At 40.8% G+C, this 21,946-nt stretch carries 16 protein-coding genes; 8 read left to right on the forward strand and 8 right to left on the reverse strand.

Annotated elements, in window-relative coordinates:
- Nucleotides 1-43: 43 nt before the first annotated feature.
- Nucleotides 44-2,326 (forward strand): formate C-acetyltransferase, encoded by a 2,283-nt coding sequence (pflB, locus tag PZ638_RS14370; RefSeq protein ID WP_004256301.1) that lies wholly within the window; start codon nucleotides 44-46, stop codon nucleotides 2,324-2,326.
- A gap of 281 nt (nucleotides 2,327-2,607) precedes the next feature.
- The gene (gene pflA, locus PZ638_RS14375) at nucleotides 2,608-3,405 is read left to right on the forward strand and encodes a pyruvate formate lyase 1-activating protein (RefSeq protein WP_004256303.1); all 798 of its coding nucleotides are present in this window, start codon (nucleotides 2,608-2,610) and stop codon (nucleotides 3,403-3,405) included.
- A 47-nt stretch (nucleotides 3,406-3,452) separates the two neighbouring features.
- Here pflA and PZ638_RS14380 read toward each other — a convergent pair whose 3' ends face one another.
- Nucleotides 3,453-3,875 (reverse strand): DUF2000 domain-containing protein, encoded by a 423-nt coding sequence (locus PZ638_RS14380; RefSeq protein WP_004256305.1) that lies wholly within the window; start codon nucleotides 3,873-3,875, stop codon nucleotides 3,453-3,455.
- Between the two features lie 149 nt (nucleotides 3,876-4,024).
- Between PZ638_RS14380 and PZ638_RS14385 the strand changes: the two genes are divergently transcribed.
- The 3 genes from PZ638_RS14385 (at nucleotide 4,025) to PZ638_RS14395 (ending at nucleotide 6,697) form a co-directional block, all read left to right on the forward strand.
- Entirely contained in the window at nucleotides 4,025-4,492 is a 468-nt protein-coding gene (locus PZ638_RS14385; RefSeq protein WP_004256307.1) for an Lrp/AsnC family transcriptional regulator, read from the forward strand.
- Between the two features lie 346 nt (nucleotides 4,493-4,838).
- Nucleotides 4,839-5,645 (forward strand): BPSS1780 family membrane protein, encoded by an 807-nt coding sequence (locus PZ638_RS14390; protein ID WP_004256309.1) that lies wholly within the window; start codon nucleotides 4,839-4,841, stop codon nucleotides 5,643-5,645.
- A 317-nt stretch (nucleotides 5,646-5,962) separates the two neighbouring features.
- Entirely contained in the window at nucleotides 5,963-6,697 is a 735-nt protein-coding gene (locus PZ638_RS14395; protein WP_311135854.1) for a LysR substrate-binding domain-containing protein, read from the forward strand.
- On the opposite strand, the gene PZ638_RS14400 is transcribed toward PZ638_RS14395, so the two are convergent.
- From PZ638_RS14400 to lrp, 7 genes are all read right to left on the reverse strand, one after another.
- Complete coding sequence (locus PZ638_RS14400) at nucleotides 6,683-7,411, reverse strand: sulfite exporter TauE/SafE family protein (RefSeq protein ID WP_096864169.1); 729 nt, start codon at nucleotides 7,409-7,411, stop codon at nucleotides 6,683-6,685. The genes PZ638_RS14395 and PZ638_RS14400 overlap by 15 nt on opposite strands.
- Before the next feature lie 239 nt (nucleotides 7,412-7,650).
- The gene (tnpA, locus tag PZ638_RS14405; protein WP_180312677.1) at nucleotides 7,651-8,145 is read right to left on the reverse strand and encodes an IS200/IS605 family transposase; all 495 of its coding nucleotides are present in this window, start codon (nucleotides 8,143-8,145) and stop codon (nucleotides 7,651-7,653) included.
- Between the two features lie 159 nt (nucleotides 8,146-8,304).
- Complete coding sequence (gene serS / locus PZ638_RS14410) at nucleotides 8,305-9,597, reverse strand: serine--tRNA ligase (RefSeq protein WP_004256329.1); 1,293 nt, start codon at nucleotides 9,595-9,597, stop codon at nucleotides 8,305-8,307.
- Between the two features lie 108 nt (nucleotides 9,598-9,705).
- Nucleotides 9,706-11,049, reverse strand: coding sequence for a replication-associated recombination protein A (locus tag PZ638_RS14415; protein ID WP_094960674.1), 1,344 nt, complete (start codon nucleotides 11,047-11,049; stop codon nucleotides 9,706-9,708).
- Nucleotides 11,050-11,133: 84 nt separating this feature from the next.
- Nucleotides 11,134-11,754, reverse strand: a complete 621-nt coding sequence (lolA, locus tag PZ638_RS14420) for an outer membrane lipoprotein periplasmic chaperone LolA (protein ID WP_004256331.1) — start codon at nucleotides 11,752-11,754, stop codon at nucleotides 11,134-11,136.
- Nucleotides 11,755-11,842: 88 nt separating this feature from the next.
- On the reverse strand, nucleotides 11,843-15,490 hold the full coding sequence (locus tag PZ638_RS14425; protein WP_239407407.1) for a DNA translocase FtsK 4TM domain-containing protein: 3,648 nt from the start codon (nucleotides 15,488-15,490) through the stop codon (nucleotides 11,843-11,845).
- Between the two features lie 424 nt (nucleotides 15,491-15,914).
- On the reverse strand, nucleotides 15,915-16,409 hold the full coding sequence (gene lrp / locus PZ638_RS14430; protein ID WP_004256338.1) for a leucine-responsive transcriptional regulator Lrp: 495 nt from the start codon (nucleotides 16,407-16,409) through the stop codon (nucleotides 15,915-15,917).
- Between the two features lie 535 nt (nucleotides 16,410-16,944).
- On the opposite strand from lrp, the gene trxB reads away from it, so the two are divergent.
- The 3 genes from trxB to cydD all read left to right on the forward strand — a co-directional run bounded on the left by trxB (nucleotide 16,945) and on the right by cydD (nucleotide 21,946).
- Entirely contained in the window at nucleotides 16,945-17,904 is a 960-nt protein-coding gene (gene trxB, locus PZ638_RS14435) for a thioredoxin-disulfide reductase (RefSeq protein WP_004256339.1), read from the forward strand.
- A gap of 182 nt (nucleotides 17,905-18,086) precedes the next feature.
- Complete coding sequence (locus tag PZ638_RS14440; protein ID WP_094960672.1) at nucleotides 18,087-19,766, forward strand: DUF7057 domain-containing protein; 1,680 nt, start codon at nucleotides 18,087-18,089, stop codon at nucleotides 19,764-19,766.
- 413 nt (nucleotides 19,767-20,179) lie between these two features.
- The gene (gene cydD / locus PZ638_RS14445) at nucleotides 20,180-21,946 is read left to right on the forward strand and encodes a heme ABC transporter permease/ATP-binding protein CydD (protein ID WP_096864164.1); all 1,767 of its coding nucleotides are present in this window, start codon (nucleotides 20,180-20,182) and stop codon (nucleotides 21,944-21,946) included.

Here is a 21,946-nt window from a genome sequence, read left to right on the forward strand (position 1 = left end):
ATTAAGATCCCTAAAAGATCCATTGTTAAAAGGTAAAAGTATCATGTCCGAGTTAAATGAAAAATTCGCTTTAGCATGGCAAGGTTTTAACCAAGGTGACTGGCAGAATAACGTCAACGTACGTGACTTCATCCAGAAAAACTACACTCCATATGAAGGTGATGAATCTTTCTTAGCAGGCTCTACTCCAGCAACTGACACGTTGTGGGATAAAGTCATGGAAGGGATCAAAATCGAAAACCGCACTCATGCGCCAGTTGATTTTGACACTGATGTCGCTTCAACCATCACTTCTCATGATGCAGGTTACATTACTAAAGAATTAGAAAAAGTCGTTGGCTTGCAAACTGACGCACCTCTGAAACGTGGTCTTATCCCATTCGGTGGTATCAAAATGGTTGAAGGCTCATGCAAAGCTTACGACCGTACATTAGATCCAGAAATCAAAAAAATCTTCACTGAATACCGTAAAACTCACAACCAAGGTGTTTTCGACGTTTACACGCCAGACATCTTAAAATGCCGTAAATCAGGTATCTTAACTGGTCTACCTGATGCATATGGTCGTGGTCGTATCATCGGTGACTACCGTCGTGTTGCACTGTACGGTATTGATTTCCTGATGAAAGACAAATTTAACCAATTCACCTCTTTGCAAGAAAGATTAGAAAAAGGTGAAGACCTACAAATGACTATCCAACTGCGCGAAGAAATTGCTGAACAGCACCGTGCATTGGGTCAAATGAAAGAAATGGCTGCAAAATACGGTTACGATATTTCTGCACCAGCAACAAACGCACAAGAAGCAGTACAGTGGACTTACTTCGGTTACTTAGCCGCTGTTAAATCACAAAACGGTGCTGCAATGTCATTTGGTCGTGTTTCTACCTTCTTAGACGTGTATATCCAACGTGACTTAGAAGCAGGTAAAATCACCGAACAACAAGCGCAAGAATTGATTGACCACTTAGTCATGAAACTGCGTATGGTACGTTTCTTACGTACTCCTGAATACGATGAGCTGTTCTCTGGTGACCCAATCTGGGCAACTGAATCATTAGCAGGTATGGGCCTTGATGGCCGTACTCTGGTAACGAAAAGCACATTCCGTTTCCTGAACACACTGTATACCATGGGCCCATCTCCTGAGCCAAACATGACTATCCTGTGGTCAGAAAAACTGCCAATGAATTTCAAAAAATTCGCAGCTAAAGTGTCTATCGATACCTCATCAGTTCAGTATGAAAATGATGACCTGATGCGTCCAGACTTCAATAACGATGACTACGCAATTGCATGTTGCGTCAGCCCAATGATTGTTGGTAAACAAATGCAGTTCTTCGGTGCTCGCGCAAACTTAGCGAAAACCATGCTGTATACCATCAACGGTGGTGTTGATGAAAAACTGAAAATGCAAGTTGGTCCTAAACATGCACCAATCATGGACGAGGTCTTAGATTTCGATACTGTGATGAACCAAATGGACCACTTCATGGATTGGTTAGCAACTCAGTACGTCACTGCACTGAACTGCATCCACTTCATGCACGATAAATACAGCTATGAAGCTTCGCTGATGGCGTTACATGACCGTGATGTTTATCGCACCATGGCTTGTGGTATTGCGGGTCTATCTGTTGCTGCTGACTCACTGTCTGCAATCAAATATGCGAAAGTTAAACCAATTCGTGATGAAGACGGTATCGCTATCGACTTCGAAATCGAAGGTGAATATCCACAATTTGGTAACAACGATTCTCGTGTAGATGATATCGCGTGTGACTTAGTTGAACGTTTCATGAAGAAAATTCAGAAACTGCCTACTTACCGTAACGCGGTACCAACTCAGTCAATCCTGACCATCACCTCTAACGTAGTGTATGGTAAGAAAACAGGTAATACACCAGATGGCCGTCGTGCAGGTGCACCATTCGGACCAGGTGCAAACCCAATGCACGGTCGTGACCAAAAAGGTGCGGTAGCTTCACTGACTTCTGTTGCTAAACTGCCATTTGCTTACGCGAAAGATGGTATTTCTTATACTTTCTCTATCGTACCAAATGCGTTAGGTAAAGATGATGATGTTCGTAAAACGAACTTAGCGGGTCTGATGGATGGTTACTTCCACCACGAAGCGTCTATCGAAGGCGGCCAGCATCTGAACGTTAACGTTATGAACCGTGAAATGCTGTTAGATGCAATGGAAAACCCAGAGAAGTACCCACAACTGACTATCCGTGTATCTGGTTATGCTGTACGTTTCAACTCACTGACTAAAGAACAACAGCAAGACGTTATTACTCGTACTTTCACCAGTACAATGTAATAATTAGCTCATTAAAATAAAGTAAATTAAAGACCCCGCTTTACGGGGTCTGAGGTTGTTGACAAAGCGGGATAAAAGCGTGATTTTTCCCGCTTTGTGTTATCAGCCGAAAATCAATAAATTGATTTTCCTAGTTTATTTTCAAAACCTATTCGACTTGCCGCCAAACATAATATGTTTGTCAGCAGTCTGAGCCCCCTCAAGGGGGCTTTTTATCTATACCAGCAACGATATTTTTGCTCTAAAGTTTGCGGTATGAAGGATATTTTGGAGTGCCTGCTATGTCTATCGATGATACTAAAACCAAAACAATAGCGACGACTAATGTGACAGAAACCCCAACCACACTCGGCCGTATTCATTCGTTTGAATCATGCGGAACCGTTGATGGTCCTGGGATCCGTTTTATTGTGTTTTTCCAAGGCTGCTTAATGCGCTGCCTGTATTGCCATAACCGCGATACTTGGGATACCCACGGTGGCAATATTGTTACCGTTGAAGAATTAATGAAAGAAGCCGTAACCTATCGCCACTTTATGAATGCGACTGGCGGAGGTGTTACCGCCTCAGGCGGAGAAGCTATCTTACAAGCTGAATTTGTACGTGACTGGTTCCGTGCCTGTAAAAAAGAAAATATTCATACTTGCCTTGATACCAATGGATTCGTGCGCCGCTACGACCCAGTGATTGATGAACTGATGGATGTCACTGACTTAGTGATGTTAGATTTAAAGCAAATCGATGATGAAATTCATCAAAAATTAGTGGGTGTTTCTAACCATCGTACTTTGGAATTTGCTCGTTACCTTGCCAAACGCAACCAGAAAACTTGGGTACGCTATGTTGTCGTGCCGGGTTGGAGTGATGATGACCATTCAGTACATTTACTGGGCGAATTTACCAAAGATATGAGCAATATCGAAAAAATCGAATTACTGCCCTACCACGAACTCGGTAAACACAAATGGGAAACCATGGGTGAAGAATACAAACTAGATGGCGTTAGACCACCATCAAAAGAAGTGATGGAACGAGTTAAAAGTATTCTAGAAAGTTATGGTCACAAAGTAATGTACTAACCAATTTGAGGCTCTTTATAGAGCCTCTGCTTTATCTGCCATTATTCCTATCTAAACAAAGGTAAGTGGCCAATAAGCTGCGTCACCGCCTTTTTATTTCCTACCAACCCAATACCAGCTAACTGAATATTTTTATATTCGTGTTCTAATAATTTTTGCTGATACTCATCATAAGTCCGGCACGATTGTGCCAATAAGCTAAAAGGAATAATGTATATTTCATTTACCTTTAATGCAGCCACTTCAATCTCTTTAATATACTGCTCCGGTGATTTTAAAATCGGTAATGGCGCATAAATCACACCGGGATAATTGATATTATCCGCACTGTTCAAATCTTCCCCTACTATATTGTTAACTTTATTTCCTAAACTCACGCCAATCACACTAGCGGCATTCATTGCCAACCCGTTAGATAAATCCTGATTAACGACGATAGCGCAACGATGCTCAGCTGGATTAAATATCATTCCTGTCCCCTATGATTTTATGTGTATTCAATTTCCCAATAATTATGGCATTTAAAGAAAGAAATAGGCTTTCTAACTCAGTCATTACACGCTAAGATTTAGGTAAATTTATCCCATTTAAAGCATTTTTAAGGTAGAGATTTTCATTTATGGCAATAGATAAGACAGAAATAAAAATACTAAAGTTACTACAAGATGACGCTCGAATAACTAACCAAGTGCTTGCCGAAAAAGTAGGCATGTCAGCCTCTCCCTGTTGGCGAAGGGTTAAAAAATTAGAAGAAGAAAATATTATTCAAGGATATCGCGCCATTCTCAATCGTAAAAAGATTGGCTTAGGTGTGATGGTTTTTGTTCGCGTCATTATTGATAGTGATAGCGAGGCTGAAGCACAAAAATTTGAACAAGAAGTGACTGAGCTAGAAAATGTCGTCGCTTGCTACAGTATTGGTGGTGATACTGACTTTTTATTACAGGTTGTATCCCATGATTTAGACTCCTATGCCGACTTTGCTATGACGGTTATTCGCCGGTTACCGGGTATCAAAGAAATGCAAAGTATGTTTGTACTTAAAGAAATTAAGCCGTTGGATGCTTACCCAATATCACTTATTTAGCTTTTAAATTAAATAAAATCTTACTTAATTATTATGAATCGTGATTATTTAATTGACGATTTAACCTTGTTGATAGAACCAAAAAATAGCTTTTTTCACTAAATATACTAAATATTCGTATTTTATTCAGTACATTAAGGAATAGATAACCTTCTTATTTCGATAGAAAATATTTTATACAAGAAAATTTTAATCAAAAATACCTTACCAGAATAGTCTGCTTTATAATAAGCTAACTTATCTGCATACTACTGCCGATAAGTTACAAAAATGAGTATAATCTCAAAAAACTTATTAATAATAATATATCGCTAATTCACTACGACTAACAGGTTCCTTTTTTATCATGAATAATGAAAACTTCAGTGCAGATAACAATCCTGCACCTACAATTAACGCACAAACTCAAGCCGATACATTCGTTTTTCACGCAGAACCTCGCGCAGTAGATGCAGGTGAAGGTGTTAACTGGATCAGCCAATCATGGTCTCTCGTTAAAGAAAAACTGGGAATGTGGATCCTAATTAACATCGTTCTGTTTGCGGTGATCTTTATCATTTCAATGATCCCATTCTTGAACTTACTGATTACTTTTATTACACCTATTTTTATCGGTGGTATTATTGCTATCAGTGAAAATCAACGTAAAACAGGCCAAGCAGAAATCGGCTTATTATTTGCAGGCTTCCAAAATAAATTTGGTACCCTATTTGCCGTTGGAGCCATCAACTTTGCTGCTAACTTAGTAGGAATGATCATCGCATTTATTATCGGTGGTTCTGCAATGTTCGGTTTACTGATGGAAAGCAACCAATACGGTTCGCCATCTGACGCGGCTATCCTTGCGTCTTCAGGTACATTCTTCTTTGCAATCATCATAATGGCCATTGCAGCATTAGTGGGTACAGCCTTAACTTGGTTTGCTCCTGCATTAGTGATGAACCATGATTTCACTGTTGGCGCTGCAATCTCAGCAAGCTTACAAGCTGTTAAGAAAAACCTCCTACCAGGTATCCTGTTCTTTATCGTTTTATCAATCTTAATGATAATTTCAGTTATCCCATTAGGTTTAGGTTTATTAGTTTCTATGCCAATTATGTATGTTTGCTATTACAGCAGTTATCGCAGCCTGTTTTTCTCACAAGTAAAATAAACCAAAATCTAATGATTTGACGACTTTGTTAAATCATTAAATCTAAAAAAAGGAAAGCAATTGCTTTCCTTTTTGCTATCCCGAAAAAATTCACATATATTCCTTTAAATGATAATTTCCCTCTTCTTTTCATAATTTGGAGTTGTTTTCCATGTATTTCGATACCACTGATTTAAAACTGTGTGTTAATGTCGCCAATGCAGGAAGCATCACCCAAGGAGCGAAACTAACTTATCTTACACTGCAATCTGCAATCTGCAAGTGAACGAATACGTGGGTTAGAAAATGAATTAAACATCGATATATTTATTCGTTCAGTGAAAGGGGTTTCATTATCGAATGCAGGTCATGCATTTATTGAGCATGCGAAAACAATTTTGCAGCAAATTGAATTAATGCAAGATGAACTGCGAAAATATAGTCGACACCTGCGTGGGCATATTAATATTCTTTGTAATACTTCAGCTCAAATGGAATTTTTACCCGCCCGTGTTAGCGCTTATTTACGACAACAACCCACTATGTCTGTATCCGTGAAAGAAATGCCAAGTGCTAATATCGTCACTGCCATCAAAAATAAAATTGCAGATATTGGTATTATCGCAGATTCTACTGACCTCACTGGTCTGGATATTCGTCCATTCAGCTCAGATGAATTAGTCGTTTTTGCCCATAAAGATAGCCTTTGGGTAAGCCAAAAAAGCGTTCTATTTTCTGATATTATTGATGCTGAATTTATTGGTTTAATGGAAGATAACCCATTACAAAAACATATTGATAATAACGCTAAACAACAAGGCAAACGGCTCAACTACCGGATACGCATGCCAACACTAGATGCGGTAATGCAAGGGGTTAACGATGGAATTGGCATTGCTATTATTCCCAAACAAGCGGCACAGCGTAGTCAATTTTCTACTAGTAAAATACTGCAATTGACCGAAGATTGGGCATGCCGAAAATTAGTTATCTGCGCACGAGATTTCAGCCAATTACCTGATTATACCAACGAGTTTATTCATTTTTTAATTAACTGGTCATCTGAAAGCTAATTTTGCCGTCATGTAAATCCCTAATCCGATTAACCCAATAAAAAAGCAACGACGGAATAATTTCTCGCTAATAATCTTGCGTAAATATTGACCAAGATACATTCCACCAATAGCAGGTATTAAGGCAAAGGCAGATAAACTCCAATTAATATCATATTGTTGATGGTCAATGGATAACTTGATGGCTAATGCAACTGTTGATGCGGTAAATGCTAACCCTAGAGCCTGAATAAGCTCATCTTTATTTAATTTTAAGGTTTGCAAATAAGGAACTGCTGGAATAACAAATACTCCTGTAGCTGCTGTAATTACACCTGTAATATAACCCACTGTTGGCGAAAGCCATGTTTCATGTTTCTCGAAAGATGGCGTTTTTTTAGCAATTAAGCCCCAAATTCCATAGATAATAAGCACGATACCCAGTGTAGGTAGTGTCCAACGAGATGCCGAGGTTAAAGAAGGTAAAAAACTGAATAATGTGCCAAGCATGACCCCAATAATAAAACCACTGAGCCGTTTGATTAGTGCCATAAATTGTGGGCCAATCAATAATTGCCATATATTAGTAATTAATGACGGAATAATTAATAAGCTCGCAGCTGCAGCAGGCTCCATTGATGTGCTTAATAACCCCATCGCGATTGTTGGTAGGCCTAGCCCGATCACCCCTTTTACAATACCTGCTAATAAGAAAACACCAATAATTACACCCATCAATATCACTCCGATAAATTTACTTTACCGTAGATTAATGTCATGCATTGAATGCTGCTATTTGGAAAATATTGAGGGGGGATCAGGTTTAACCTGAGGATGCTTTTTCCAGAACACTTTAAATTTACACAATAAATATCCTCCGGCATAGCCGGAGGTTTTTAATATGCGCCTATAAGGCTTTGTTACCAGCCGCGCCCTAACAGGCGCATAACGGCCCTGACATTTGCATCTATGGATTACTTACGGCCCGTAAACGGGCTGCCCGGATAGGGGATCGACAATTGCTCTCCCAATTTATCCTGTTCTAACTGATGTTTTATATATTCTTGTATTCGTTTCGTATTCTTTCCTACCGTATCAACATAGTACCCTCTGCACCAAAACTCTCTATTTCGATATTTAAACTTTAAATCCCCAAATTGCTCATAAAGCATTAGGCTACTTTTTCCTTTTAAATACCCCATAAAGCTCGAAACACTCATCTTGGGTGGGATTTCTAGAAGCATGTGTATATGGTCAACACAACATTCTGCCTCCACTATCCTGACATTTTTCCACTCACACAATTTCCTTAAAATACTACCTATCGCCCTACGTTTTTCACCGTAGAAAACTTGCCTTCTATACTTTGGGGCAAAAACAATGTGATATTTACAATTCCATCGTGTATGCGCTAAGCTCTTTTCGTCCCCATTGGGACCCCCTTTTGATTTTTTGTTTGACTCTTGCAGTTGCCAGACCGCAAGGTGTTTTAACAAATCAAAAGGGGTTTTAATATCTTATTCAAAGCTGAAAGCTTTACGGAACCCCCAGCCTAGCTGGGGGTTTTCTATGCACAAAAAAACGCGACTGTCGTCAGTCGCGCTTTATGTTTGAAAGAGTAACGGAAATTAACCGATGAACTCTAGCCCTTTCATATATGGGCGCAATACTTCTGGAACTTCAATACGGCCATCAGCTAATTGGTAGTTTTCTAAAATCGCCACCAATGTACGACCAACAGCTAAACCAGAACCATTCAGGGTATGAACAAGTTGTGTTTTCTTATCACTCTTACCGCGGAAACGCGCTTGCATACGACGCGCTTGGAAGTCCCACATGTTTGAACAAGATGAAATTTCACGATAAGTATTTTGCGCTGGTAACCACACTTCTAAGTCATAGGTTTTACGTGAACCAAAACCAATATCACCGGTGCACAAAATCACTTTACGATAAGGCAAGTTCAGTAATTGTAATACTTTTTCTGCATGACCAGTCAGCTCTTCCAATGCATCCATGGATTTTTCTGGATGAACGATTTGTACTAACTCAACTTTGTCGAACTGATGCATACGGATCAAACCGCGTGTATCACGGCCATAAGACCCTGCTTCAGAACGGAAACAAGGCGTATGTGCTGTCATTTTCAGAGGAAGTGAGTCTTCATCTAAAATTTCATCACGAACCAAGTTAGTCACTGGAACTTCTGCGGTTGGGATCAACGCATAAGTACTGCTGTCTGCTTCTTCTTCCAGTGGTTTAGTATGGAACAAATCTTCACCAAACTTTGGTAATTGGCCAGTTCCGTACAGTGTGTCATGGTTGACTAAATATGGAACATACAACTCTTGGTAACCATGTTGTTCAGTATGTAAGTCAAGCATAAATTGAGCCAAGGCACGATGCATGCGAGCAATTTGCCCTTTCATGACAACAAAACGTGCTCCTGTCAGTTTTACCGCAGCAGGGAAGTCTAAGCCACCAGATAACTCACCAAGGCTAACATGGTCTTTAACTTCGAAGTCATACTGGCGAGGTTCACCCCAACGAGCAACTTCAACGTTGTCAGAATCATCTTTACCATCAGGTACTTGGTCATCAGGGATGTTCGGGATACTCAAGGCAATATCACGGATTTCTTGTTGCAGCTTATCTAGCTCTGCTTTTGCAGAATCCAATTTTTCGCCTAATTGGTTAACTTCCAGACGTAATGGTTCGATATCTTCACCACGTGCCTTCGCCGCACCAATAGTTTTCGATCGCGAATTACGGTCTGCTTGCAGGGTTTCAGTTTCAACTTGTAAAACTTTGCGGCGTTCTTCTAATTCACGCAGCTTTTCCACATCAAGGGTAAAACCCCTGCGAGCCAGTTTTTCAGCAACCGCGTCTAGCTCCGTACGCAGTAAATTGGGATCGAGCATGCTTATCCTGTGATTATTGTTAGTAATTAATGATACTTTTTGAGGTGCATTCCAGCACAACAAATAAAGTAAAGTATTTCGCTATATAACCTTACCGCATTGCCTAGTTTAGCGATAGCGTTTTGTGGTGCTAATTTGATCCTGTTGGGCTAACCAGTCTAATTTTTCAGCAAACTTGCTTTCTTGGCCCCGTTTCGTAGGGTAGTAATAACGTGTTGTTTGCATAGGTTCAGGAAAATAATTTTCTCCCGCAGCATATGCGTTAGGTTCATCATGTGCATAACGATATTCTTTCCCTGCACCCATTTCTTTTAATAGTTTAGTTGGGGCATTTCGAAGATGTTCTGGCACATCGTAGTCTGGTTGCATTTGTGCATCTTTAATCGCTGCTTTATAGGCGGTATAAACCGCGTTACTTTTCGGCGCACAAGCTAAATAAACAATAGCTTGGGCAATTGCACGCTCGCCTTCGGCTGGCCCCACTCGCGTGAAGCAATCCCAAGCTGAAATGGCGACTTGCATCGCACGAGGATCCGCATTCCCCACATCTTCTGATGCAATTGCAAGTAGCCGACGGGCAACATACAGAGGGTCACCACCCGCAGTAATAATCCTTGCAAACCAATACAGTGCGGCATCTGGTGCTGAGCCTCTAATCGACTTATGCAGAGCAGAGATTAAGTCGTAATAACGGTCGCCTTTGTTATCAAACCGTGCAGTACGTTCACCGCTAACTTCTTTTAACAGATCAGCGGTTAAAATACGCTGCCCTTGGCTATCAGCCTCTGCCATATCTGCCATCATTTCCAGCAGATTTAATGAACGCCTAGCATCCCCATTAACCAACTGAGCGACCATTTTGCGCGTGTTATCAGGCAGAACAATATTTTGCCCACCAAGGCCACGAGATGAATCTGCCAGTGCTTGTAACAAGACCTGTTCAATATCATTTTCTTCAAGGGATTTAAGCAAATACACCCTAGCACGTGATAACAATGCGGAATTTAATTCAAATGATGGGTTTTCAGTTGTTGCACCAATAAATGTAATCGTGCCATCTTCTATATGAGGTAAAAATGCATCTTGCTGGCTTTTATTAAAACGATGAACCTCATCGACAAATAAAATGGTTCTCCGCCCCGCGCTGCGATTTTGCCGGGCTTTTTCGATGGATTCTCGAATTTCCTTAATACCAGAAGTAACTGCTGAAATACGTTCAATATCGGCTTGTGCATAATTACCAATAATTTCGGCAAGGGTTGTTTTACCTGTTCCAGGGGGCCCCCATAAAATCATGGAGTGCAGATGACCCGCTTTAATCGCACGTGGCAACGGTTTCCCCTCAGCCAATAAATGCTTTTGGCCAATATACTGTTCAAGGGTTTCAGGCCGCATTCTTGCTGCTAAAGGTTGAAATTCATTCTGCGAAAAATCAAGAGACAGGTTACCCACTATATCCTCTTTTTTACTTCTTAAAATATCTTATATTAACCAGCAAGTATGAATACTGCTGGCTCATATTTTCTCTAATCAAGCTTATTTAGCATTTGAACGCTGGTCATCTAAAGTGACGCCTTTTGGTACTGTAAACTTGAATTTACTCGCATCAACGCGACCATTTTTTTGCTCTTTTAATTGATAAGCACTGGTTTGGCCATCTTGTTCAACCGCTGAAAACTGCTCAATCGTCCCTTCGGGAGAAACCGTAATGGAGAAACGTTTTAGAGTCCCATTAGTTTGTTTTGGTTTTAAATCAAACGTATTTCCCTGCTGAATGATTGAGTACTGTTTCCAATCTTTCGGGTCGTTACGTGTAATTAGTAGAAATGGCGTATCCTGCGTAGCATCCGCTAAATTAGTCACCGTCACTTGTTCTACGAACGGGTTATAAAACCACAAATCTTTACCATCTGACACCAATACGCTTTCATCAGGTGAGGTCATGTTCCAATTAAATAAATTTGGGCGCTCAAGCCATAAATCCCCAACACCTTCTTGAACCAAATCCCCTTCAGGACTCGTCACCTTTTGCGAGAAGCTAGCTTGGAAGCTATTGACCTTATTCAAACGTTCTTGAAGGTCTTGGCTTGCGTCCGCCAATACTTGGCCAATATGTAAACTCAGGGCTAACGCACCCAATAACATCATTTTTTTCATCGATGAGAGACCTTAAAATTATTACCATAAGAGGTGTTACGTCTTTATACACCCCTTAAATTAAACCAGCAATTAGCACACTAAATTATTAATGCCCCATTGACGGAGGAGCAAGAACTTCACGGTTACCATTGTGCCCTTGCTCACTGACAATACCTTGGAGCTCCATTTGCTCAACAATCCTTGCAGCACGGTTATAACCTATCCTGAATTGGCGTTGAACCCCAGAAATGGAAACGCGTTGTTTCTCAACAACAAACTCAACTGCCTGGTCAAACAGTGGGTCAAGCTCTTCACCTCCGCTATCATAACCACCACCTTCGCTATCGTCACTACAGGTCGTGATGCTATCAATATATTGTGGTTTACCGCGAGCTTTCCAATCATTCACAACGGCATGAACCTCTTGGTCACGAACAAAAGCACCGTGTACACGCACAGGAATTGAAGAGTTTGGTGGTAAATACAGCATATCCCCCATGCCTAGTAAAGATTCAGCGCCGCCTTGGTCAAGGATCGTGCGCGAGTCAATTTTACTGGATACCGTAAATGCAATCCGCGTTGGAATATTTGCTTTAATTAGTCCAGTAATAATATCAACCGATGGCCGTTGAGTTGCCAATACCAAATGAATACCCGCGGCACGTGCTTTTTGTGCCAACCGTGCAATTAACTCTTCCACTTTTTTACCAGCTGTCATCATTAAGTCGGCAAATTCATCAACCATGACAACAATGTAAGGTTCTTTTTTCAGCATTGGGTGTTCTACATCCATGCTATCACCGGGTTTCCAATGTGGATCAGGAATTGGCCGCCCCATTTCTTCTGCTGCTTTAATGCGGTCGTTATAACCAGCTAGGTTACGTACCCCTAATGCAGACATGAGTTTATAACGGCGTTCCATTTCATTCACGCACCAGCGCAAGGCATTCGCCGCATCTTTCATGTCAGTAACCACTTCAGTCAATAGATGCGGAATACCTTCATAAATGGATAACTCCAGCATTTTCGGGTCAATCATGATAAAGCGAACATCTTCGGGTTTGGCTTTATACAAGATACTGAGGATCATTGCATTCACCCCAACCGACTTACCAGAGCCGGTTGTCCCCGCAACGAGTAAATGAGGCATTTTCGCTAAATCCGCAACAACAGGGTCACCTTCAATATCTTTACCCAATACAATAGTGAGAGGAGATGGGTTTTTGCGGAAATCATCGCAGTCTAAGACTTCACTTAGGTAAACGGTTTGCCGTTTCTCATTAGGGAGTTCGAGGCCTACATAAGGTTTACCCGGTATCACTTCTACAACACGTACGGCTACGGTTGATAACGAACGAGCAAGGTCACGTGACAATGTGGATATCCGTGCAGCTTTTACTCCCGGTGCGAGGTCAAGTTCAAACCGAGTAATGACAGGGCCTGGAGAAAAACCAACCACTTCAGCTTTAACGCGGTAATCATTAAGCCTTGCTTCAATCAACCTTGCTGTTTGTTCTAGTTTGAACATATCCACTGGCTCTTCTTGTGCTGGCGGACTTGCCAGCAAATCAAGAGACGGCATTGGCGTTGTTGGTTTTGGTAATGGTTGGTCATTACGCACTAAGAACGGGTGGAATAAGCTATCTTGCTGTGGCTGCTGTGGCTGCTGTGGCTGCTGTGGCTGCTGTGGCTGCTGTGGCTGCTGTGGCTGCTGTGGCTGCTGTGGCTGCTGTGGCTGCTGTGGCTGCTGTGGCTGCTGTGGCTGCTGTGGCTGCGCAAAAGTTTGTGTTACTGATGGTGAGCTAGCAAGCCCTTCAGCGATATTATTTTGTGGGGTACCTGCTGTAACAGAAGTCGCGCTAAATGACGGCATAAATAATGGGTCAGCTGGCTCGTTGTCAACCAAATCATCAACAGGGGTAAAACTATCCAGCACAGAGAACTCTTTTCTTAAATCAATTTTGGGCTCAAAGTCTTCTTGCTCTTGTGTAAACTGAAGTTGATAGCCATTATCCACGACTGGCACGGCCTCATCAGGCTCTGGAATTGTATGCGTATTATTGGATTGTTGCGAAGCTGACGCCCAACGGTGTTCAATTTCTGGCTGCGTAAATACGCTGACTCTATTTTCAGTCATTGGCTCATTTTGTAATTGCTCATCATGCGAGTGCAGGCTATTAAGCGGTACATCATAATCAGTTTCATCAACTTCACCATAACGTTCACGTTGCTGTTCTAAGAACTGCGCTCGTAATAATTCGTCTTGTTGTGCCTCATCATCAGTTTCAGGTTGGTCAGACTCACTCGTAGACCACTGCTGATATATTTGTTCACGTTTAGAAGCCTCTTCTTCGCGCCGCTGTAGTTCCGCATCACGTAACGATGGAATGCGAATACCATATAACTCACGACGAGTCGGTAAACGAACAGGATTTGGCCGTGGAAGCTCCGGCTCCATATTTTGTTTAACCTGAGCATGGCGCTCCAGTGCAGCGACTGAAATACCCGCAGCCGCTAATGCAGCTGGATTAGAGCCCCTTTCAGTAACTGATGATGGAATAAAACTTTCTGTTGTATTTGAAGAGTTAAGTGGGGGCGTGGATGTCGCTTGAGCTTCAAACGCAGCTTGATTAACAGGTGTTTCTTGTTTATCCGAATATTCTTGATAAGCGGTATTATCTTGTTTTTGTTGTTCTATTTGTTGATTATGCTGAACACTTAACATCGGTTCTTCTGGTGCAACATACGGTGACGCTTGAACTAACGGCTCATTAACGGTATCTGATGTTGAATCAAAACTTGCACCGAGCTTAGGCTGGTAATCTTCTGGTACTTCAAAATGATATGTGCTCGGCTCATCCACTGCAGAGAAAGCAGGTACCGAATCTTGCTCTGATGTGTTTTGATTCACTGAAGGAATTGGGTTTTCTATAGTAGCAACCGCTTCACCCGTATTTTTTTCCGTTGTTGGAGCGACTTCAGTGACTAATTCAGCCACAGTGGGTGCGGAAAACAAAACATCATCCGCATCAATATTTTCTAGGCTGTCATTGGCTCTGTGCTCAGCTTCTTGCGCACGCTGTAAAGCTCCTTCAGTTTCTTCAACGTCGTAATCATAGTTATCTAAATCGTCTCCCCTCGCTCGATTTGTTAGCAAAGTAATAGGGAGAAGTACCGCTGCACCAATTTTTTCTGCGATTGTAAGCCATGACCATCCCGTAAACAGCGTAAAGCTTATCGCCCATAAAAACAGCAATGCTAACGTAGCACCTAATGAATTGAACCACGGCATAATTGCATTACTAAATACACTGCCAATCACACCACCAGAGGCGAAATTAGGTAAGTCGTCAAAATTGAGAGCCGCAAGCCCACAAGAAGATAAAATAAGTGCTAAACCACCTATTAATCTTAACGATAAAGAGAAAAAATCAATATATCGGCGCCGACTTTCATATTGGAAAATCGCCCAGCAGCCTAGGAGTAATAGTGCAGGAATGGCAAATGCAAGAATACCAAAAGCAGAGAAAAGAATATCTGCACTCCATGAACCTACACTACCCCCTAAATTCTTCACTGGGGCATTCCAAGTGGTCTGTGACCAGCTTGGATCTGAAGGGCTGAAGCTCAATAAAGCCACCATTAAGAAGAGTGCGCTCAAGCATATTGCGAGCAAAATAACCTCTAATAGCCGTCTTCCGCTACTTAGTTTTTTAAATTTGATATGTTTATCTTCTGTATATTCTTGGCTCATTATTATTTCTTTGCTAACTGATGTTCTTGACTAACCTAGGTTTATTCTACCATTAAACGCCTGACTCTGCCTGTTTTACAGCGACTAAGAGATATCAAGGCTTCACAAAAGCACTAAGGTGCAGTATTCCATCTAATGTATGATGATTCAATTTCTATTTCTCGTCAAAAATCCTAAATATTTATAGCTTTAGAATCAATAAATTGGAAATAAAACTTATCAGTTGCTAAGTAATTTACGTAAAACAAAGTAGAAAGGCATGGATAGCAGCCAGTTGAAGCTGTGAAACAGCAAAATATTACGTTTTTATAAAGCAACAAATGAGGTGAGAAAAACGGAACAACGCTGAGTAAACTCAGCGTTGAAACTGCAGTGCGGCAACAAAGCTGAAATGCTGTGCTGAAGCGAGGTTAAAAAGCACTAATTAGCGAGTTTTGATCACTAAACGGTTGCTTTGTTTAACTTCTTCCATAACTACATAGGTGCGAGTGTCGTTTACGCCGGGTAAACGTAACAGAGTTTCACCTAACAGTTTACGATATGCGGACATATCTGGCACACGCGTTTTCAACAGGTAGTCAAAGTCACCAGAAACCAAGTGGCATTCCTGAATTTCTTCCAGTTTTTGAACTGCTGTATTGAATTGCTCAAATACATCCGCAGCACCACGGTTAAGTGTGATTTCAACAAACACGAGCAAAGATGCATCTAAGTAGTGTGGATTTAGTAACGCAGTATAGCCAGAGATAAATCCTTGTCTCTCAAGGCGACGTACACGCTCTAAACAAGGTGTTGGAGATAAACCAACTCGTTTAGATAACTCTACGTTAGAAATTCGCCCGTCTTTTTGTAGTTCGTTTAATATATTCCTGTCGATACGGTCAAGGTCTTTGCCAGGACGCTTTTTATTGTCAATCATCTCTTTATCTCTCTTTCTCTAATTGTTATTTTCTACATCTAAAAATAAGCACCTTAGCCACCACCTTTTTTATTTAGGAATTCGTGTTCAGGAGCAAATTTTATTCATAATGCTGAAGTTAGTGTGAATGTAATTATCACCCACAATGTTTACTTGTATTTTAAATTTGTAAGTAGTGTAAAGTTAATTTTCCAGCAAGAACAAAAATGCGCCATTTCCATTGATCAGCTAGATAATTAACTCTTACACTGATGTTTTCGCAAATGCGCAGCCGATTGTCAAAGCAAATGAATAAAAATCAGTACAAGATTTCGCTTTTTTTTCCAGTAAAACGTTTCGCAGCCTTAATTCAAGATAATTCCTAAAAATTGTGATGCGTGACACAAGCAACTTTTTGTCATATTTTTTTACATTTTGTCGGTATTACCTATTGATGAAATAAGCCAAATGAAACTAAGTCGCACTTAAACCACTTTTGTTAACCTCTTATTTCTCCTACAATCTGATAAATGCTTTTTAGATTAAAGAGGAATTCATGAGCACAACAACACATCGCAAGTTAATCATTCTTGGTTCTGGCCCTGCGGGCTATACTGCAGCTGTCTATGCTGCACGTGCAAACTTAAACCCAGCATTGATTACTGGGGTGGAAAAAGGCGGTCAATTGACCACCACAACTGAAGTTGAAAACTGGCCTGGTGACCCAGAAGGTTTAACCGGTCCAGGGCTTATGGAACGCATGCATGAGCACGCGTCAAAATTTGACACCGAAATCATATCTGACCATATCCAAAAAGTGGACTTAAAACAACGTCCTTTCCGTTTAATTGGCGATGAAAATGAATATACCTGCGATGCATTAATTATTGCAACAGGGGCTTCCGCTCGTTATATCGGCCTACCTTCAGAAGAAGCGTTCAAAGGCCGTGGCGTTTCAGCTTGTGCAACCTGTGACGGTTTCTTCTATCGTAACCAAAAAGTCGCTGTCGTTGGTGGCGGAAACACTGCGGTAGAAGAAGCATTGTACCTTTCTAATATTGCTTCAGAAGTTCATTTAATTCATCGTCGTGATAGTTTCCGTGCAGAAAAAATCCTGATTAATCGTTTAATGGATAAAGTTGAGAACGGTAATATTATTCTGCATACCGACCGCACATTAAATGAAGTATTAGGTGATGATATGGGCGTGACGGGTGTGCGCTTAGAATGTACTAAAACACATGCAACAGAAGATATCCCTGTTATGGGGGCATTTATTGCCATCGGCCACAGCCCAAATACAGCTATTTTTGAAGGCCAATTAGATTTAGACAACGGTTATATTAAAGTGCAATCTGGCACCCAAGGCAATGCAACTCAAACTTCTGTTGAAGGTGTGTTCGCGGCTGGTGATGTCATGGACCATATATACCGCCAAGCAATTACCTCTGCGGGCACAGGTTGTATGGCAGCCTTAGATGCAGAACGTTATCTTGATGGCTTAGCATCAAAATAATCAATAAGTGATTGTAATTTAGATAGGCTTCAATTTTTCCTCAATTGAAGCCTTTTTTATTACTTATACTCCCCATCCTAACTATTGGTTTTGCATATATTTTTAAGACCAAGTTTATATTGTACTTTTTTAATACTGCCTATACTGTTTTTACATAACATTAATTAATATAAGGTGTAGGTATGGGGCAACAATTAGAACGTGATGCCATTCGCGGTTATTCTTATTTTATTATTGTCATACTTGCCGTGATTCAAGGCATCGTCATCACAGCCACTACTGATTACTCTATCCGCCTAGAAAGCCAACTAAGCGCCACCACCCTATATCTGCCTATTTTGCTCGCCATTTTTGTTCCTTCAGCAATCAGTTACCTAATTACCAATGCAAAATCCGCTATTTTTTATCTCAACATTGCGGTCATTATTGGGTTAATTTTCTGGCTCAATTACTGGCATGCCCAAGACTTTCTAAATTCTTCAGATACAGACCCATTCTTCGCCTTTATCACCCTCACCGTCCTGCTCTTTTTTATACTTCCTTGGATGCAATCGTGGCAAACCACAAGAACATGGAAAATTGATTACGGTTGCTTAATGGGGCTATATATTAAAAATACCTTTCTGGGTATTCTCGCTTCTATAATCGGTGGGTTGCTAACATTAATCGTAAAAATAGCCAGTTTTTTATTTGGCATTGTTAACCTAACTTTTTTGAGTGAAGCTCTTGATAACGACGTTATCTATTGGGTGAGCTTTGCCCTTGGGTTCAACGTGAGTTTAGCTTTTTTACGCACAGCACTGAATGTACAACTCAGTAATTTTGTTAGCTTTATTGCGCGTTTTTTCTTACCTCTATTGAATATTGTTGCTGTTATTTTCTTAGGCGGTTTCGTTGTTTCATACTTTTCAGGTTTAACCTCTGCAGGCTTAGGCTCCGCAGTAATGCTGTGGTTTTTAATTTTAAACCTTATTTTTATCAATTTCGTGTATGGCGATGGCACAACTCAATATCAATTCCGTGCGGGTCTCAACGGTTTTGTCTTAATTAGCATTATGTTACTTAATGCATTTTCAGTGCTTTCGCTCTATGGAATTTTAGTACGAGTTAACCAGTATAGTTGGAGTGTTGAGCGCCTATACGCCTTTACTATTGCCCTATTCCTATTTGTATTGGTTTTTGCTTATAGTATCGCAATTATCTATAAAAAATCAGCCTGGATGTCCTATTTAGGCCCTATCAATAAAGCGGGAATTTTGTCTCTAATTGCCATTATATTGGTCATTAACAGCCCTATTGCTGATTTTAAACGCATCACACTAAACAGTATTCTTGCCGGCGTTGAAAATGGCAAAATTAAAGTCAATAGCTCGCTTGCTTATGACTTAAAACAATTAGGTGAGAAAGGGCAACAAGCTTTTGAAAAACTCAATAACAACCCTGAATATCAAAAACTATTCCAAACCAGCCCTTATGAAGAAGAACAGCGCAGATCGCTAAAATCAGTATTAATTCAAGCTCAAAATAGCCCTGCAATACCGGAGAGTTGGTTCGACCTCGGGGAAAACCTTAGCAGTGCTTGGTATTGTACCTCACAATACGACCCATACCCGTGTGTAGGCTTTATGGCCGATGTTAACCAAAACAATCAAGATGATGTGGTTATGTGCTATTCCTATCCAAGTAGCTCTAGTATTGATTGTAATATATGGCAACAAACGGAACAAACCTGGGAGTTAATGGATACGCAAACTCGCTCATTTAATACCATGAAAGAAAAAGATCAGGCTTGGGATAATTTATTAAAAGGAAACTATGAATTAAAACCCAAAGAATGGTTAATGATAGACCCCACATTCTAATTGTAGTGAAAAATGCCGATGGCTTAACATTTCTTTGTTAAGCCACCTTTTTATTACGTAGAAATACAGTAATATCCCAATATCATTACATCTAAAAATTTACTGAAATATTAAATTTACCTTTATAAAACAATTTAATAACAAAGCACAACTCACTTTAAATAACCCACTCTTATTAGGTAACATATCGTGATGAAGCTGTTATGATGTACTCTAATACTCGAATTTATGGGTAAGATCAAAAACGCAGATTTTCTTATAATCACCAATTGCGTTACCAGATCAAAAGTTATCGTTCTCATGCTGTTTAAAACAGGTCAACTGCAATATCACGCATGATAAAAACAACGTTAGGGTGATATTTCCTAACTATACTCAATGACATTAAAACTACACCTGCTAACTAAATCATTATGGATAAATCAAGACAGACTGAATTGGTACGTTGGTTAAAACAATACAGTGCCCCTGCCAAGCGCTGGTTGCGGATCTCTATGTTACTAGGCATTTTGAGTGGATTACTGATTATTGCTCAAGCTTGGTTCTTAGCTGTTATCTTACAAGCATTGATTATGGATAACGTTCCTCGAGAACAGTTATTAACCCCTTTTGTTCTTCTGCTTTGCGTTTTTATCTTACGCGCAATTGTCACTTATGTACGAGAACGCGTTGGCTTTCGTTGTGGCCAAGTGGTGCGCCAAGAAATACGTACCATGGTACTCGATAAACTTCAAGAACTCGGCCCTGTGTGGGTTAAAGGTAAGCCAGCGGGTAGCTGGGCTACAATTATTCTTGAACAAATTGAAGATATGCAAGACTACTATTCGCGCTATCTTCCTCAAATGTATTTAGCTGGGATCATCCCCATTATGATCCTGATTGCTATTTTCCCCTTTAACTGGGCTGCAGCACTCATTTTATTCGTCACTGCCCCGCTGATTCCTATCTTTATGGCATTAGTCGGATTAGGCGCTGCGGATGCTAACCGTCGTAACTTTATTGCCTTAGGTCGTTTAAGCGGGAGTTTTCTCGATAGATTACGAGGCCTTGATACCTTACGGTTATTTTTTCGTGAAAAAGCAGAGATTAAGCAAATTCGTGAATCAACAGAAGATTTTCGTTCCAGAACGATGGAAGTATTGAGGATGGCATTTCTGTCTTCTGGCGTACTTGAATTTTTTGCATCGATTTCTATTGCTGTTGTTGCTGTCTATTTTGGTTTTTCCTACCTGGGCGAAATGAACTTCGGTAGCTATGGTTTACCTGTCACGCTATTTGCAGGTTTTCTTGCCCTGATACTTTCGCCAGAGTTTTTCCAACCATTACGTGACCTTGGCACATACTACCACGCCAAAGCGCAAGCTGTTGGTGCCGCTGAAACACTCGAAACACTATTAAACAGTGAGGGCGAACAAAAAGCTCAACAAGGAACCCAAACACTGAGTGATGAGGCTATCTATATTCAGGCTAAACAATTAGAAATTTTATCCCATGATGGTGTGCGCCTTGCTGGGCCATTAGATTTCAATATTGAGCCACAACAACGTATTGCAATTGTTGGTCAAAGTGGTGCGGGAAAAAGCTCATTACTGAATTTATTGTTAGGCTTTTTGCCTTATCGCGGTTCCATCACCATAAATGGTGTTGAACTTCGTGAATTATGCCCTGATAAATGGCGTGAATTACTCGGTTGGGTTGGGCAAAACCCTCACCTTCCAGAGCAAACACTGGTTGAAAACATCTGTTTAGGCAAGCCAAATGCTACAGAAGCGGAAATTCAACAGGCGATTGATAATGCATATGTTTCCGAATTCTTAGCCCATTTGCCTGATGGCCTAAATACCAAGCTGGGTGACTATGCCGCTCGCCTTTCGGTCGGGCAAGCTCAGCGAGTTGCCGTTGCACGAACCCTGTTGAAACCCTCTCGTATGCTCCTTCTAGATGAGCCTGCTGCGAGCTTAGACTCCCACAGCGAACAACGTGTTATGCAAACACTTAACCAGCTATCAAGTCAGCAAACGACCCTTTTAGTCACCCATTTACTGGAAGAAACCCTTGATTATGACCAAATTTGGGTAATGGCTAACGGGCAAATCATTCAACAAGGTAATTACACACAGTTAAGCCAGTCAGAAGGCGCTTTTGCCCAATTACTTGCCCATCGCAGTGAGGAGCTTTGA

The sequence above is a fragment of the Providencia hangzhouensis genome (assembly GCF_029193595.2).
Taxonomy (GTDB): domain Bacteria; phylum Pseudomonadota; class Gammaproteobacteria; order Enterobacterales; family Enterobacteriaceae; genus Providencia; species Providencia hangzhouensis.